Here is a 15,326-nt window from a genome sequence, read left to right on the forward strand (position 1 = left end):
GATCGGCGGATCGGCGGATCGATCGCTGCGCACGGCGCCCGGACGGGGCACCGACCACGCACCGGCGCCCGTGACGGCCTGTGCCGCGGATCACGTTGCGGTCTGGACCAGTGGGATGTCAATACGGCGCTCGTGCGGGCGGACGCGCCCCTGTACCCGTCGCGGGGGCCCGGTAATCCCCCCGGTTGCCTCGGCGCGCCACGGTTGTCAGTGGGATGCGTCAGAATTGACTCAGGGCCAGCGCACGCGCCGGTGAGCCGCGGAGCCTCCGGCAGATCACATCGAGGGGCACGTATGTCCGGACTGATCGACACCACGGAGATGTATCTCCGCACCATCCTCGAGTTGGAGGAGGAAGGCGTGGTCCCCATGCGCGCCCGGATTGCCGAGCGGCTGGACCAGAGTGGCCCGACGGTCAGCCAGACGGTGGCGCGGATGGAGCGCGACGGTCTGGTCGGCATCGCGTCGGACCGGCACCTGGAGCTGACGGACGAGGGCCGCCGGCTCGCCACCCGCGTGATGCGCAAGCACCGCCTGGCCGAGTGCCTGCTGGTCGACGTGATCGGGCTGGAGTGGGAGCAGGTGCATGCCGAGGCATGCCGCTGGGAGCACGTGATGAGCGAGGCGGTGGAGCGCCGCGTCCTGGAGCTGCTGCGCCACCCCACCGAGTCGCCGTACGGAAACCCGATCCCGGGCCTGGAGGAGCTGGGCGAGAAGGACGGCGCGGACCCGTTCCTGGACGAGGGCATGGTGTCACTGGCCGACCTCGACGCGGGCACGGACGGCAAGACGGTGGTCGTGCGGCGCATCGGCGAGCCCATCCAGACGGACGCCCAGCTGATGTACACGCTGCGGCGGGCGGGCGTGCAGCCCGGCTCTGTGGTCAGCGTGACGGAGTCCGCGGGCGGCGTCCTGGTCGGCAGCGGCGGGGAGGCCGCCGAGCTGGCGGTCGACATCGCCTCCCATGTGTTCGTGGCCAAGCGCTGAGCCGGTCCCTTCGTCCCCGGCCGTACGGCGCCGACGCCCCGTACGGCCGGTCGGGGGCCCGGTTCGCGCCACGTCCCGTCAACGCCTGAGACCCGGGTGATCGCTGTGGCGGTCACCCGATCCCGCGGTCCTCAAGATTCAATGTGCGGAATCGCAGCGCTTTGGCCGTTCGCGTGCGAGGCTGTCGCGTGAGGCATATGACCTGAGGGCTCTTGGCCGGTGGGTGACAGCGATGTCGCCTGGTCAGGGAGGGGGCGGGCGGATGTGCCACGGACATGGGGTGGGCCCCGGCGCCGTTGGGCGCCGGGGCCTGTCCTCCCCTGTTCTGACCCGGAGCCCCGAGCTCCCAGGGTCATCCCCCTCGGACCGGTTTTCCCCGAGCGGTCCGCCTCCCGCAGAAGATCTCCCCGCGCAGACGGCGGCCAATCATGGCGGAGGGTCACTCGAAGGAGGGGTGTTGCCGCCGGAAACCGCATTTTCGAATAGCCATTCGATAGCGTGGGGGTGACGATCTCACCGGACCGCGCGCTGTGACCAACGGTACGTGGCACGGCAGCACAGGACACAGGCCACCCCGGCACCGGACCGACACCCGACGCACGGGGGTGGCCCGCGACACCAGCGGCAGCAGCAGGGGCAGCAGGACCACAGCGGCAGCAGACGAGCGTGGACCGGCCGCGCGAAGCGGGGCGAGCGGTCCGAGCGGAGCAGGGGGGTGCCTGGAGGATGGTGCGGCGCATCGACGTGACCGGAGCGGGCGGCGTACGCCTCGCCGCATGGGAGTTCGCGGAGCCTCCCAAGACCGGGGAGGCCGAGCACCCGCCCGGTGTGCTCTTACTGCACGGGCTCATGGGCCGGGCCTCGCACTGGGCGTCCACCGCCCGCTGGCTCTCCGAGCGGCGTCGTGCCGTCGCGCTCGACCAGCGCGGCCACGGCCAGAGCGACAAGCCGCCCGAGGGCGAGTACACCCGCGAGGACTACATCGACGACGCCGAGGCCGCCGTAGAGCAGCTCGGCCTCGCCCCGGTCGTCCTGGTCGGCCACGCCATGGGCGCCCTGACCGCCTGGCAGCTCGCGGCCAAACGCCCGGACCTGGTCCGCGGCCTGGTCGTCTGTGACATGCGGGCCTCCGCGCTCGGCGCCGCGTCACAGCGCGAGTGGGAGGGCTGGTTCAAGTCCTGGCCCCTGCCCTTCGCCACGCTCGCCGACGTCCGCAAGTGGTTCGGCGAGGACGACCCCTGGGTGGAACGCCCCAATCCGGCCCGCGGCGCGTTCTACGCCGAGGTGATGGCCGAGTCGGCGGACGGCTGGCGGCCCGTCTTCGAACCCGAGCAGATGCTGAAGTCCCGCCGGACGTGGGTCTACGACGCGCACTGGGAGGAGCTGGCGCAGGTCCGGTGCCCGGCCCTGGTCGTCCGCGGCCTGGACGGCGAACTGGGCCGGGCGGAGGCACAGGAGATGGTGCGCGTCCTGCCGCACGGCCGGTACGCGGAGGTGCCCGACGCGGGCCACCTCGTCCACTACGACCAGCCGGAGGCCTGGCGCGCGGCGATCGAACCGTTCGTCGACGGCCTGCTCACCCCCTGACCGCACCCGGCCCGGGACCCCTGGTCACAGCCCTACCCCTTGCTCACCGCCGCCAGGATCTCCGGCAGCCGCCGTGCCGTCCGGGGTGCCGCGAGACGCAGTCCGAGAAGGACGAGCAGCGCCCCGTAGACGGCGCCGGCGGGCAGCAGCAGCCAGGCCCAGTGCTTCCCGTCCGACGTGACGTTCAGCCAGATCGTCGCCGCGATCACGGGCGAGGACAGCAGGGCCCCCGAGACCATGCCGCCGAAGAGGGAGATCCAGGCGAGCCCCGCCTGCCCGGGGACCACGTTCTTGTAGCCCTCCTGCGGGATCGAGTACGGGAAGCTCGCCGAGGTCCAGGCGCCGGTCGCCAGCATCGCGCCGAGCAGGGCGAAGGACAGTCCGAGCACCTCGGGCAGCCTGGGCCAGGCGCCGAGCAGCGCGGTGGTGACGACGGTGACGAGGGCGGCGTACGGCACGGTGATCAGCAGCAGGGCCAGCGCCCGGCCGCGCAGTTCGGCGTAGGCGTCACGGGGCGAGGAGATCGTCATCGCGACCATCCAGAACGCGGAGGTGTCCTGGCCGAACTGGTTGTACATCTGGATGCCGAGCATCCCCGCCGCGAAGCAGGCGAAGTAGACGGAGCCGGTGCCCTGGAGGGCGTTGAAGACCGGCACGATCAGCCCGATCGCCAGCGAGGTCACCCACGCCGCCTTGGTCTTGGGGTCGCGCCACACATAGCGCAGGCTGCGCTCCATCACCGTGCCGGTGCGGCCCGCGGGCAGCAGCCGGGACAGCCGCGTCGAGGCGCCCTCCCGGGGGCCCGGTTCGGCGGCCTGCAGGGTGGACCCGTCCGGCGCGGTCATCAGCTTCGTCAGACTGCGCGACCACAGGGTCCCCAGCCCCGCCACCGCGGCGGCGCTCAGCGCGAGCTGGGCGAGCCCGGTGCCGTAGGAGCCCTTGCTCATGGAGTCCACCGCGCCGATCGCGGAGGCCGGCGGAACCCAGCGCAGCACGTCCGCGACCGGGTTCAGCTGCGTGAGTCCGCCCGGACCGAGCCGCTGCGCGCCGAAGTTCACGAGCTGGGCGCCGACGGCGACGACGAGCCCGCTCAGGACGGCCAGATCACGCCCTTTGCGGCTGGTCAGCAGCCGGATGTTGGCGGCGGCCACGGCTCGGGCGAGCGCCACGCACACCAGCAGTGCGAGCACGACCGCGACGACGGCGGTGGCGTAGGCCGCCGCCCCGTGCGCCACGGACACCACGGAACCGGCGAACAGGCACAGGGTGAACAGGGGCCCGATGCCGACCAGGGACGCCACCAGCAGGGCCCGTATGAGCGGCTGCGGGCGCAGCGGCAGCATCACCAGGCGGGTCGGGTCCAGGGTCTCGTCCCCGCTGGGGAAGAACAGCGGCATCACGGCCCAGCCCAGCGCCAGGATCATGGCCAGCAGCACGGCGACGGTGGCGGCGTGCGTCGAGCCGCGCAGGGCGATCAGACCGATCAGCTGCAGGGCCGCGAACAGCAGCACCACGACGACGGTCGTGACATACGCGGCCCGCCGCCCGGCGGACTGCCGCAGCCCGTTGCGCAGCAGGGACAGCTTGAGTCGTACGAGGGTGGGAGTGAGACCGGGGGCGCTCATCGGGCGCCGCCGCCGAGCCAGTCGAGGTCGGCACCGGTGTTCTGGGCGCGCGCACCGACCAGTTCGAGGAACGCCTGTTGGAGCGTGGGCGCGCTGCCCCGTACGTCGGCGAGCGGGCCGTGCGCGCGGATGCGTCCGGCGGCCATGACCGCGACCCAGTCGCACAGCGACTCAACCAGCTCCATCACATGGGAGGAGAAGACGACGGTGGCGCCGGAGGCGGTGTACCGCTCCAGGACACCGCGGATGGTCTGCGCGGAGACCGGGTCCACGCCCTCGAACGGCTCGTCCAGGAAGAGCACTTCGGGGTTGTGGAGAAGGGCGCAGGCGAGCCCGATCTTCTTGCGCATACCGGTCGAGTAGTCGACCACCAGCTTGTGCTGGGCCCCGGCCAGGTCGAGGACGTCGAGGAGCTGGGTGGCCCGCTTGTCCACCTCGGCGCCGGGCAGTCCCCGCAACCTGCCGGTGTACGCGAGGAGTTCACGGCCGGAGAGACGCTCGAAGAGGCGCAGGCCCTCGGGCAGGACGCCGATGCGGGCCTTGATCGCGACCGGGTCGCGCCACACGTCGTGCCCGACGATCTCGACGGTCCCCTGGTCGGGCCGCAGCAGCCCGGTGACCATGGACAGGGTGGTGGTCTTGCCGGCGCCGTTCGGCCCGACGAGCCCGATGAACCGCCCTGCGGGCAGCTCCAGATCGATCCCCGCGACGGCGACCTGTTCCCCGTACCTCTTCCAGAGCCCCTGCACCCGTACGGCGGGCGTGCCCGCCCCTGCTCCATTGGTCATGGGAGCACCATACGGGGGCGGTTGCGTCCCTGGGGGCATGGGCCGGTGGCCGTTCGGCCGGGCCGCCGCGCGGGTATGGGCGAGTGCCCTCCGACGCGGCCGGGACCGGCGGACGGGATCGCGAACGGGCTACCGATCCCTTCCGCAGGCGTACGCCAGCGGGGAGATCAGCTCCTCGGCGTCCGGCAGCCACCGGTTCGCGGGCGTCGGCCGGCAGGCCCACTGCACGGCCCCCCGCGACCCGTACCGGGTGGGCGGCGCGGCCACGTATCCGCCCTCGCCGAGGGTGACCAGATCGAGGGAGGAGGGCGACCAGCCCAGGTTGCGCACCAGGTCGGGGACCTTCGCGGAGGCCCCGGGCAGGACGAAGAACCGCATACGCCGGTCCGGCGCCAGCGTCACCGGCCCGAGGGTCAGCTCCATCCGCTCCATGCGCGCGAGGGCGAGGAAGCCGGCCGTCTCCGGGACCTCGATGGCGTCGAACGTCCGCCCGGTGGGCAGCAGGATGGACGCGGTGGGCTGTGTGGACCACATCCGTCGCACGGCCGTCGCGCTGCCGGTCGCCTGCGTCGCCCAGTCGTCGCCCGCCGGGTGCGCGCCGGGCGTGGGGCAGGAGGGCTGATCGCAGGAACAGCGGTGCATCCCCGCCACGGCCTCCAGCCAGGTGCCCGGGAACACGTCCCAGTGGCGTTCCTCGGCGTAACGAACCGCGGCTTCCAGGAGTGAGTCGCCGCGCTGCTTGGGGATGTGGGCAGCTTCAGGGCCCGCGATGGTGTCTTCCACGATGAACTCAACTCTAGTCGTCACCGGGGGTTACGCCCGCCTACCGCGAGCCATCTCCCGCCCGGGGAACGGTTTTTGGGCATGCCCTTTCTATCAGGTTTTGTCCCACATGCGCCGGGGAGGAGCACCGGTTCCGCGGGCGGGGCGCATGGATGCACGGGTGGGGGCGCGCAAGAGGATCGGCAGCGGGGGCGGGGTAACCAGGTGGGGGGGGACAGCATCAGTCTTTACCCCGGCAATCCTCGCATGTCTCGCATCAGAGGCATGTCCGCTGGGCATCGATCTTCAAGGCCGGATCTTTTCGGTGCACGGAAAGAGTGTTCCCGGTGGTCCGGCCGGAGAAGACACGTCAACTCGGTGCGTGAGCAGGCACCGCACCCACAGGGGGTACGCCATGGCCGCAAGGCCACTCGTCGCACGACAGCCGAACGAACGGCTTCAGGCACTCATTCAGGAAGCGGGCTGCTCGAACGCGGGGCTCGCCCGCCGGGTCAACATGTGCGGCGCCGAACACGGCCTCGATCTGCGCTACGACAAGACGTCGGTGGCCCGTTGGCTGCGCGGACAGCAGCCGAGGGGCCGGGCCCCGGCGATCATCGCCGAGGCGCTGGGCCGCAAGCTGGGCCGCACGGTCACGATCGACGAGATCGGCATGGCCAACGGCAAGAACCTCGCGTCCGGCGTGGGTCTGCAGTTCTCGCCCACGGTGCTCGGCGCCATCGAGCAGGTCTGCGAGCTGTGGCGCAGCGACGTCGGCCGCCGGGACTTCCTGTCCGGCTCGTCGGTCGCCGCGTCGGCGCTGGTCGAGCCGAGCCGGGACTGGCTGATCTCCGCGCCGGACGCGCAGGTCGCGCGGTCGGCCGGGCCGCGGGTGGGCCCGTCGGACGTGGCCGCGGTGCGCGCGACGACCCAGGCACTGGTCCAGCTGGACCACCAGTACGGCAGCGGCCATGTGCGCCCGGTCGTCGTGCACTACCTCAACAGCGTCGTCTCGGGACTGCTGGCCGGCTCCTACCGGGAGGCCGTGGGACGCGACCTGTTCGCCGCGGTCGCCCGGCTGACCGAACTCGCCGGATACATGGCCGTCGACACCGGGCAGCCCGGACTCGCGCAGCGGTACTACATCCAGGCGCTGCGGCTCGCCCAGGCGGCGGGCGACCGCGGGTACGGCGGCTATGTGCTGGCCGCCTCCATGAGTCATCTCGCCGCGCAGCTCGGAAACCCGCGCGAGATCGCGCAGTTGGCGCGCGCCGCCCAGGAGGGGGCACGCGGACGGGTCACCCCGCGCGCGGAGGCGATGTTCCATGCCGCCGAGGCGCGGGGGCACGCGCTGATGGGCGATGTCCGCGCCACCCAGCTCGCGGCGGGGCGCGCGGTCACGGCACTGGAGGCCGCCGACACGGCGTCCGGGGACGACCCGGCGTGGATCGCCCACTTCGATCACGCGTATCTGGCGGACGAACTGGCGCACTGCCACCGGGATCTGGGGCAGGCCGAGGCGGCGGCCCGGCGCGCGGAGGAGTCCCTCGCCGGGCACCCCGAGTCCCGGGCCCGGCGCCGGGCGATCGGCTATGTGCTGCTCGCCACGGCCCAGGTGCAGCAGCGCGAGGTGGAACAGGCCTGCCACACGGGCCTGAGGGCCGTGGAACTGCTCGGCTCCCTCAGGTCCAACCGCGGCGCCGAGTATCTGGAGGACCTCCAGCAGCGGCTGGAGCCGTACCAGGACGAGGCGGTGGTCCGGGAGTTCGGGGCGCGGATGGACCTGGCAGCCGCGGCGTAGGCCTCCGGCCGGGGAGCCACCGGAGATCCCGGCGCGGGGGCTCGCGGAGATCCCGGCGCGCGGGCCCCGGCCGGCCGTGGACGGTGTCTCCCGTCGTGGACGGGGGCCCGGCCGCGCACAGAGATGAACCCACCGTGAACGGAGGGACTCGCCGCCCCGCCCCTCCCTGGTGGTTTGTGACTGCTCGCGTGGTTCCCCCCGCTCTCGGGGGGCCGCTCCACCCGTGCGGCGTGGCACCCGGCTCAGGGGACCCGGTAGCGTGAGCCGACGATTCCGTAGGTTCCCCCGATCGTAGGAGTCCCGGTGACGCAGAGTGGACAGGGCGAGGAGCCCTCGGCGCGGCCCGCGCGCGAAGGCATCGTGCTGCCCTCCGACGGCGGCGAGCCCCTGCTGCCGGGCATGACGGGCGGGGCGAACGGTGCCGCGGTCCCTGCGGGCCGCCACGGCGCGCCCCCCGCGCCCGCCCCCGACGGCCACACCACCCCGGCGGGCGGCCAGAGCTGGGGCCAGCCGTGGGGTCCGGGGCAGCAGTCGGCCCAGACGCCCCCCGCCCAGGGCTGGGGCGCCGACGCCGGGCAGTCCTGGGGGGCGCAGCAGCCGGCGCAGCAGTCCTGGGAGCAGCCCGCCGACCCCCGTTCCGCCTGGGGCGACGTCCCCGGACCGCGGCAGGGCGGCGCCGGGCCGCTGCCGCCCGAGGGCGCGCAGCCGTCCCCGTACGGGACGAACGGGCAGCTCCCGGTCCACGGCGGGCCGCAGCCGCCGCACTCCGCACCCCTGCCGGCCCCCGTGGACGAGGGCGCCACGCAGTACATCCCCCCGGTGGCCACCGCGCCCGACGAGGGCGCGACGCAGTACCTCCCGCCGGTCACCGCCGAGGGAGCCACCCAGTTCATCCCGCCGGTCGCGGGAGCCCTGCCGCCGGAGCGGCCGACGGACGACGCGACACAGTTCCTCGGCCGGTCCGGGGCGATGCCCCCCGCCGGTCCCGACGCGCAGGCCACGCAGTACCTCCCGCCCGTGCCCGGACAGCCGGGCCCGGCTCCCTACGGCGCCCCGGCGGGCGGCGCCGGGCAGCCGCCGGCGGTGTTCGACAACCTCTTCCGGGCCGGCCCGGGCGGCGCCGAGTCCACCCAGAACCTGCCGCGGTTCGACGCGCCGGATGCCCCGGGTATGCCCCCGGGCCGGACGGCCGGACGGCGCGGCGACGACGGCGGAGGCGCCCGTAGGGGTTCGCGCGTTCCGCTCATCGCGGCCGTCGGCGTGGGCATCGTCGTCCTCGGCATCGGAGCGGGCGCCCTGCTCGGCGGCGGCGACAAGGGCGACCACAGCACGTCTGTCGCGGCGACCGGCCCGGCCGCGGACTCCTCGTCCTCCTCGTCGGGCGGCGGCGACCCGGCCAAGGCGCAGGCCGTCGCGCTCGACAAACTCCTCTCGGACAGCGGCAACAGCCGTGGCGCGGTGATCAAGGCGGTGGCCGACGTCAAGGGCTGCCAGAACCTCGACCAGGCCGGCACCGATCTGCGCGACGCGGCGAAGCAGCGCAACGACCTGGTCGGCCGGCTGTCCGGGCTCGCGGTCGACAAGCTCCCCGCGCACGGTGAGCTGACCGCCGCGCTCACCAGCGCGTGGAAGGCGTCCGCCGCCGCCGACACCCACTACGCGGCCTGGGCCGACCAGGTCTCGGCCGACAAGAAGGGGTGCCACAAGGGCCAGGCCCGCACCACCGGCCAGACCGCGGCCGGCAACCGGGCCAGCGGCACGGCCAGCGCCCAGAAGGCCAAGGCCGCCAACCTGTGGAACGCCATCGCCCAGAAGTACGGCCTGACCCAGCGCCAGCCGACCCAGCTGTGACACACCGCGAGGTGCACCCCCCGCCGCACGCGCGGACCGGGGTGGTGCACCTCACGTCTGTCCGCTGATCGCACGGACCGCAGGGCCGCACACGCCGTCCGCTCATCCGCACGGACCGGGCGGCGCCCCCTGCGGCACGGCTCACTCGCTGGTCGCGTTCTCCAGCGTCTTGCCCACGTTCACAAAGCCCTTGCGCGCTCCCACCAGCCGTCCGTCGTGGACGACCTGGAGCGTCACGTCCGAGTTGATCAGGCGCGGGAAGTCGACCACCGCGGTCAGGTCCTGGAAGCGCCACCTCAGGGTCGGAGTGAGACCCCCCGTGTCCACCTTCAGGCCGTTGTCGAGGGCCGAGCGGATTCCCTGCGCGGTGATCTCGCCGGTGCCGAGCGATTCGATGACCTTCGACAGGACGGTGTACGCGATCCACGTGGTCTGCACACCGGCGTCCGCCGGGTCGATCCGGTTGTCGCCGAAGGCCTGCTCGCGGATCACCTTCTTCATCGGTTGCCAGCGCGCGTCCGTGGCCTCCGGGTACCAGCTGGTGATGTAGGCGTCCTCGTACGGTCCCGACTTGCCGCCCGACGTGTCGATCACCGACTGGTCGACGCTGCCGAGCACGGAGGCCGTGCGCACCGCCGGGTAGCTGTCGCTCAGGCGGCGGAAGGAGTCCATGAACGTGCCGGTGCGCTCGTCGAGCGAGGGCACCACGCACCCCTTGAGTTGCGGATTCACGGTCGCCTTCTGCAGCGCCTGCTGCGCCTGCTGGTCGAGGGCGGTGGCGTCCTCGGCGGCGCGCACGTCCTCGGCGTCGGCGTGGCCGCCCGCCTTCAGTCCGGCGTCGAGCAGCAGCGGAAGCTGGTCGCCGGCGATGGTGTCGGGCCGTACCAGTGCGACGGGACCGCAGCTCTTGCCCAGTTCCTCGCCGAGTCCGGCCAGCAGCGCGGGCTGACCGCCGTTGACGGGGTAGGAGAGGACGCTCTTGAACTCGTCGTCGGTGAGTCCGTAGCCGCCGATGTAGGGGATGCCGGCCGACTCCAGCGGGGAGAGGAAGGAGGACGCGTACTGGCTGTAGGAGCCGACGACCGCGACGGCCTTCTCCTTGACGGCGGTGCGGGCGCATCGCGCGGCGTCCACGTAGTCATTGTGGTCGTTGCAGGTCAGGACGTTGAGCTTGTGGCCGGCGATCCCGCCGTGCGCGTTGACGTAGCGTGCGTAGGCCTTCGCCATCGCGGGCATGCCCGGCTTGTTGGTCGCCGAGGTCTTGTCCGGTGCCCAGGTCATGACGGTCACGGTGCCGTCCCCGGAGCCCCCCGCGGTGCCGGGGATGACACCGCACGCGGCGGCGATCGACCCGACCGCCACCAGGGCACCCGCGGTGAGCAGGGCCGTCCTGGCGCGGGGAGTCGCTTTTTTACGGACGGAATCCTGACTGCGGGGGCTGGTGGTGGAGGTGCTGGTGCGTCGCCTGCCGGTCATAGACCCGCACGATTCCGTCACACAGCTAACCCGCGAGTGACCACCGGTTAGCGCAAGGTGTCCCAGAGGTGAATTACGGGGGCCTGTGATCCGCATTTCGCAGGGAACGTACGATCGATGACCGTGCAAGGTTCGGAGAACTCTTCCCGTCGCGGCCGTCGCTCATCCACCATGGGCGGCATGCCACTCAACGACATGCCATGGTGGCGCTGGCGCAGCAATGTGCGCTCCGCGCTGCACATGCTCTCCGACCCGGTGTTCCAGCGGGACGTCTGGCTGGCCGGTGTCGAGGGATACGGCGACGTCACCGACGCCGTGTACCGCCTGGTCGAGGACACCTGGCTGGACAACTGGTCGGCCGAGAAATACGTCGGCACGATCTTCCGTGACTCGCAGGAGGCGGCGCTCGTGGACACCGCCGTCCTGCGGGTGCTGCGGATCATGCACCAGGTCGGGCCGGACGCGCCGGTGGAGACGTACGTCAACGACCCCGCGTGGCCGGAGGCGGTGCGGGCGGCACGCGACGCGCACATGCGGCTCGCGACCAGCGACGGCGAGGACCCGGACGCGCCCCCGCGCACGCTGGAGGTGCTGCGGATCCTGACCCGGACGGCGTAGCCGTCCGGGTGGCGGGACGGCCCTCCTCCCGGGCCCCCGGTCATGAGACCCTGGCCTGCATGAGTGAGCAGACCTCCCGAGCCGCGGCCACCGCCGACCAGTACGTCCTCACCCTTTCCTGCCCGGACAAGCAGGGCATCGTGCACGCCGTGTCGAGCTATCTGTTCATGACCGGCTGCAACATCGTGGACAGCCAGCAGTTCGGCGACCACGACACGGAACTGTTCTTCATGCGGGTCCACTTCTCGGCCGAGGCTCCGGTCACCGTGGACAAGCTGCGCGCGAGCTTCGCGGCGATCGGTGACTCCTTCCAGATGGACTGGCGGATCAGCCGGGCCGACGACAAGATGCGCGTCGTTCTCATGGTCAGCAAGTTCGGCCACTGCCTGAACGACCTGCTCTTCCGCGCCCGTACCGGGGCGCTGCCGGTGGAGATAGCGGCCGTGGTCTCGAACCACACCGACTTCGCCGAGCTCGTGGGTTCGTACAACATCCCCTTCCACCACATCCCTGTGACGAAGGACACCAAGTCGGAGGCCGAGACCCGGCTGCTGGAGCTGGTCCGCGAGCGCGACGTCGAGCTGGTGGTCCTGGCCCGCTATATGCAGGTGATCTCCGACGACCTGTGCAAGCAGCTCAGCGGCCGGATCATCAACATCCACCACTCGTTCCTGCCGAGCTTCAAGGGAGCGAAGCCGTACCACCAGGCCCACGCGCGCGGTGTGAAGCTGATCGGCGCGACCGCGCACTACGTCACGGCCGACCTCGACGAGGGCCCGATCATCGAGCAGGAGGTGGAGCGCGTCGGCCACGACGTGACCCCGGACCAGCTGGTCGCGATCGGCCGCGACGTGGAGTGCCAGGCGCTGGCGCGCGCGGTCAAGTGGCACGCCGAGCGCCGGATCCTGCCGAACGGCCGGCGCACGGTGGTGTTCGCGTAGGGCACCGCTCGGATCCGGTACGTGTCCCGCGCACGGACCCTGCCCGCACCCGGGTCCGCGAACGCGACCGTGTCCGACCCGTATCCGGTGTGCTTCCGATGTGCTTCCGACCCATGGACGCGACCGCGTCCGCCCTACATCCGGCTCAGTGACGCGGTCGCGAACAGCACGTCCCTGATCGCCTCCCGGTCGCCCAGCTGTCCCGCGGCCGCCTCCTCGGGCGGCACATGGCCGGCGGCCAGCCGGCAGAACTCCACCCCGTCGAGTGCGACGTGCGCCACCTCGTGCTCGGCGGAGGGGATCGCACCGGGGGAGTCGAGGGCGATCAGCCACTCGCCGCCGCCCGAGCCCTCGATCTCCAGACGCAGACTGCGCCCGGGCCGGCCCGCCGGGACCAGATGCCGGGTGCGGGCGGGCGAGGCCAGCCCGGCCCGCCGCCGTGCCGCGAGCACGTCGGGGAGCATCCGCGCCGCCAGGTCGATCATCCGGTTCAGATGGCGCGGCGCCGGCGGCTCGTACGGGTAGTCGACGGCGTCCGCGATGTCCTCGGCGTGCACCCAGCACTCGAAGGCCCGGTCCAGCATCGCGTCGTGCAGCGGCAGTCCGAACCCGCCGTAGTCCACCGTGAGCTTCCCGGTCCCGCCGGTGAACGACACCGTCCGCACCAGATCGCGGCTCTGCTCCCGCCAGGGGGAGCGCACGGACCGGGTCGGCGGGAAGTGGGCATCGCGCCAGTACGCCTCCGTGCGCCCTTGCGGTGTGGCGGACTCGGCGGTTGTGCCCGTGAGCGGGTCGTCCAGCCCCAGCGCCAGGGCCACCAGTCCGTCGACGGAGAGCAGATGGGCGATCACCCCGGCGACGGTCGTACGACGACTCGCCGGTCCCGTCCCGTCGAACCACCGCAGCCGTACGGGCGCGTGCCACTCGGCGTCGCCTATGTCCTGGAGCAGGGCGTCCAGGCGCGCGGCCTCCGCGTCGTACGGATCGGCCCAGTCCGGTACCGGGATTCGGGGCGGGCGCCGGTCCAGGCAGGTCTCCAGGACCCGGGTGCGCAGCCCCGGATCGAGGTCGAGGCTCTCCGGGCGGTGCAACAGCCCCACCGCCTCGCGCAGCCGCCGGGCCTCGTCCGCGCAGGGGCCGCAGTCCCCGAGGTGCGCCTCCACGGCCGCCGTCTCCTTCGCCGTACAGGCGGCGAGCGCCCAGGCCCCGAGCAGCGCCTTCAGCACCCGGTGTTCGAACACGGGCGGCGCTTCGGCCGCCGCGAGGGCCGCCCGGGTCCCCGCCTCCTCGCCACCCTGCACCCCGGTCATCACGCGGCCCCCGGTTCGTCGGGGGCGCCCGAGGGGTCCGTCTCGTAGGCCGTGGACAGCAACTGGAGGCCGAGGCGGAGGCGGCGCCGGGCCTCGTCCGCGGTGATGCCGAGGTCGGCGGCGGTCTGGCGGTAGTCCCGGCGCTGGAAGTAGGCGCGCTCCAGGGCGGCGCGCAGCGGTACCGGCATGGCGGTGACGATGTAGTCCGCGCGGGCCGCGACCGCGGCGCGGCGCACCTTGTGCTCCAGCTCCTCGGGGGTCCGGCCGTCCCTGGCGAGTGCAGCGGTCTCGGTGGCGCGCAGCCGCCGCACGGCGAGCCGATGGGTCAGCAGGGCGATCCAGGAGCGCAGGGGGCTCTGCTTCGGGTCGTACTCCTCGGGGTTCTCCCAGAGGCGGGCGAACACCTCCCGTGTGACGGCGTCGGCCGCCGCCTCGTCCCCGAGCACACGGTGGGCGAGCCCGTGCACCAGCGAGGCGAACCGGTCGTAGCACTCGCCGAGCGCGGCCGCCTCGCCGCGGGCGAGCCGCTGCTGCATCCTGCGGTCCCAGCGGGGTGGTGCATCCTTCTTCGTCACGCCGCCCTCCCCTCCGGTGGTGCCCGGCGCCCGTTCCGTCCAGCCTGTGACCCCTGTCTCCTCGAATGTAGTCGGCACGTCGGACAACGCACGCCCCTTTACGGCAATGTGCGCCCCTTGACGAGCCGCAGGTGATACAGGCCGGCCGCACGAGTTCGGTGCTTCAGGCGGCCGTCCACGCCGAGGGCCCCTCCGATCGGTCCTGAACGAACAAGACCGTTACCGATCGGATTGGCTCATCTGGCACGCGCTTCCGATCAATAGTTCGGTGTTTCATGGAGGGGCGTTGGGGCAGCCGCGCTGAAGGAAGCGTAGGAATGACTTCCGTTTTTTGTCGGGACGCAAGTGTGCGGGAGGCGTGGCGGTGACGCTCAAGGTGACCTACGGGGAGCGCGGCGAGTGGGCCGTGCTCCATGTCTCGGGTGAACTGGACCTGGTGACGTCGCCGGTGCTGCGCCAGCGGGTGCACGACGCGGTGGCGGACGGCCGGCACCGGGTCGTCCTCGATCTGTCGGACGTCGTCTTCTGCGACTCCAGTGGCGTTGGTGTGCTCGTCGCCACCCGCCGGCTGATCCGCTCCTGCCAGGGCGGACTCAGACTGATCCTGCCCGGACCCAGCCCGGCGGAGGGCGCGCACGTCAACAGGGTCCTCGCCGCGCTCGGGGTGCGCCGCCTCTTCGATGTCTACGCGGATGTGGTCTCGGCCACCGACGAGGAGTCACGCCCCTTGTCCGCGTGAGCCCCTCGCGCCCCCTTCCCGTGAGCCTCCGCGGTCCTTCCGCCTGAGCCCCTCACGCCCACCCGTGCGGGCTATTTACGGCCACCCTCAAAGGCCCCTCCGTGCCCACCCGCAAAGGCCTCCCACGCCCACCCGCGTGAGCCCCTCCCCCCCACCCGCCGTGAGCCCCCACGCGCGTCCGTATCACCCCCTGCGCCCCGTCCATGACCCGCGCGCTCCGCCCGTATGCCCCCGTCTCCACCCCCGCGACGCGCCCGGCGCACCCC

The 15,326-nt window shown here is 72.5% G+C and carries 13 protein-coding genes; 7 read left to right on the plus strand and 6 right to left on the minus strand.

Annotated elements, in window-relative coordinates; translation table 11 throughout:
* The first annotated feature begins 294 nt into the window (after nt 1–294).
* Together AB0L95_RS04750 and AB0L95_RS04755 are read left to right on the plus strand one after the other, a co-directional pair.
* The gene (locus AB0L95_RS04750; RefSeq protein WP_365156921.1) at nt 295–987 is read left to right on the plus strand and encodes a metal-dependent transcriptional regulator; all 693 of its coding nucleotides are present in this window, start codon (nt 295–297) and stop codon (nt 985–987) included.
* A gap of 726 nt (nt 988–1,713) precedes the next feature.
* Complete coding sequence (locus AB0L95_RS04755) at nt 1,714–2,574, plus strand: alpha/beta hydrolase (RefSeq protein ID WP_365156924.1); 861 nt, start codon at nt 1,714–1,716, stop codon at nt 2,572–2,574.
* Nucleotides 2,575–2,606: 32 nt separating this feature from the next.
* On the opposite strand, the gene AB0L95_RS04760 is transcribed toward AB0L95_RS04755, so the two are convergent.
* The 3 genes from AB0L95_RS04760 to AB0L95_RS04770 all read right to left on the minus strand — a co-directional run bounded on the left by AB0L95_RS04760 (nt 2,607) and on the right by AB0L95_RS04770 (nt 5,770).
* On the minus strand, nt 2,607–4,199 hold the full coding sequence (locus AB0L95_RS04760) for a transporter (protein ID WP_365156927.1): 1,593 nt from the start codon (nt 4,197–4,199) through the stop codon (nt 2,607–2,609).
* Nucleotides 4,196–4,987, minus strand: coding sequence for an ABC transporter ATP-binding protein (locus AB0L95_RS04765; protein ID WP_365156930.1), 792 nt, complete (start codon nt 4,985–4,987; stop codon nt 4,196–4,198). The genes AB0L95_RS04760 and AB0L95_RS04765 overlap by 4 nt, the downstream gene beginning before the upstream one ends.
* 129 nt (nt 4,988–5,116) lie before the next feature.
* Nucleotides 5,117–5,770, minus strand: a complete 654-nt coding sequence (locus tag AB0L95_RS04770; RefSeq protein WP_365156933.1) for a bifunctional DNA primase/polymerase — start codon at nt 5,768–5,770, stop codon at nt 5,117–5,119.
* Between the two features lie 394 nt (nt 5,771–6,164).
* Between AB0L95_RS04770 and AB0L95_RS04775 the strand changes: the two genes are divergently transcribed.
* Together AB0L95_RS04775 and AB0L95_RS04780 are read left to right on the plus strand one after the other, a co-directional pair.
* Nucleotides 6,165–7,550 carry a transcriptional regulator gene (locus AB0L95_RS04775; RefSeq protein WP_365156935.1) on the plus strand — a complete coding sequence of 462 codons (1,386 nt, stop codon included), beginning with the start codon at nt 6,165–6,167 and terminating at the stop codon, nt 7,548–7,550.
* A gap of 303 nt (nt 7,551–7,853) precedes the next feature.
* The gene (locus AB0L95_RS04780; protein WP_365156938.1) at nt 7,854–9,401 is read left to right on the plus strand and encodes a hypothetical protein; all 1,548 of its coding nucleotides are present in this window, start codon (nt 7,854–7,856) and stop codon (nt 9,399–9,401) included.
* Nucleotides 9,402–9,542: 141 nt separating this feature from the next.
* On the opposite strand, the gene AB0L95_RS04785 is transcribed toward AB0L95_RS04780, so the two are convergent.
* Complete coding sequence (locus AB0L95_RS04785) at nt 9,543–10,877, minus strand: ABC transporter substrate-binding protein (protein ID WP_365156940.1); 1,335 nt, start codon at nt 10,875–10,877, stop codon at nt 9,543–9,545.
* A 117-nt stretch (nt 10,878–10,994) separates the two neighbouring features.
* Between AB0L95_RS04785 and AB0L95_RS04790 the strand changes: the two genes are divergently transcribed.
* Complete coding sequence (locus AB0L95_RS04790) at nt 10,995–11,495, plus strand: hypothetical protein (RefSeq protein WP_365156942.1); 501 nt, start codon at nt 10,995–10,997, stop codon at nt 11,493–11,495.
* A gap of 59 nt (nt 11,496–11,554) precedes the next feature.
* Nucleotides 11,555–12,436 carry a formyltetrahydrofolate deformylase gene (purU, locus tag AB0L95_RS04795; protein ID WP_365156945.1) on the plus strand — a complete coding sequence of 294 codons (882 nt, stop codon included), beginning with the start codon at nt 11,555–11,557 and terminating at the stop codon, nt 12,434–12,436.
* 134 nt (nt 12,437–12,570) lie between these two features.
* On the opposite strand, the gene AB0L95_RS04800 is transcribed toward purU, so the two are convergent.
* Complete coding sequence (locus tag AB0L95_RS04800) at nt 12,571–13,746, minus strand: maleylpyruvate isomerase N-terminal domain-containing protein (RefSeq protein WP_365156947.1); 1,176 nt, start codon at nt 13,744–13,746, stop codon at nt 12,571–12,573.
* Nucleotides 13,746–14,321 (minus strand): sigma-70 family RNA polymerase sigma factor, encoded by a 576-nt coding sequence (locus AB0L95_RS04805; protein ID WP_365156950.1) that lies wholly within the window; start codon nt 14,319–14,321, stop codon nt 13,746–13,748. The genes AB0L95_RS04800 and AB0L95_RS04805 overlap by 1 nt, the downstream gene beginning before the upstream one ends.
* Before the next feature lie 358 nt (nt 14,322–14,679).
* Between AB0L95_RS04805 and AB0L95_RS04810 the strand changes: the two genes are divergently transcribed.
* Nucleotides 14,680–15,060 (plus strand): STAS domain-containing protein, encoded by a 381-nt coding sequence (locus AB0L95_RS04810; protein ID WP_365156953.1) that lies wholly within the window; start codon nt 14,680–14,682, stop codon nt 15,058–15,060.
* Nucleotides 15,061–15,326 lie beyond the last annotated feature (266 nt).

This window comes from Streptomyces sp. NPDC052036 (genome assembly GCF_040680495.1).
Taxonomy (GTDB): Bacteria; Actinomycetota; Actinomycetes; order Streptomycetales; family Streptomycetaceae; genus Streptomyces.

Coding starts and splice junctions, on each gene's coding strand:
- AB0L95_RS04760 (WP_365156927.1), bottom strand. CDS start 4,199: ATGAGCGCCCCCGGTCTCACTCCCACCCTCGTACGACTCAAGCTGTCC.
- AB0L95_RS04800 (WP_365156947.1), bottom strand. CDS start 13,746: ATGACCGGGGTGCAGGGTGGCGAGGAGGCGGGGACCCGGGCGGCCCTC.
- AB0L95_RS04775 (WP_365156935.1), top strand. CDS start 6,165: ATGGCCGCAAGGCCACTCGTCGCACGACAGCCGAACGAACGGCTTCAG.
- AB0L95_RS04765 (WP_365156930.1), bottom strand. CDS start 4,987: ATGACCAATGGAGCAGGGGCGGGCACGCCCGCCGTACGGGTGCAGGGG.
- purU (WP_365156945.1), top strand. CDS start 11,555: ATGAGTGAGCAGACCTCCCGAGCCGCGGCCACCGCCGACCAGTACGTC.
- AB0L95_RS04785 (WP_365156940.1), bottom strand. CDS start 10,877: ATGACCGGCAGGCGACGCACCAGCACCTCCACCACCAGCCCCCGCAGT.
- AB0L95_RS04755 (WP_365156924.1), top strand. CDS start 1,714: ATGGTGCGGCGCATCGACGTGACCGGAGCGGGCGGCGTACGCCTCGCC.
- AB0L95_RS04750 (WP_365156921.1), top strand. CDS start 295: ATGTCCGGACTGATCGACACCACGGAGATGTATCTCCGCACCATCCTC.
- AB0L95_RS04790 (WP_365156942.1), top strand. CDS start 10,995: ATGACCGTGCAAGGTTCGGAGAACTCTTCCCGTCGCGGCCGTCGCTCA.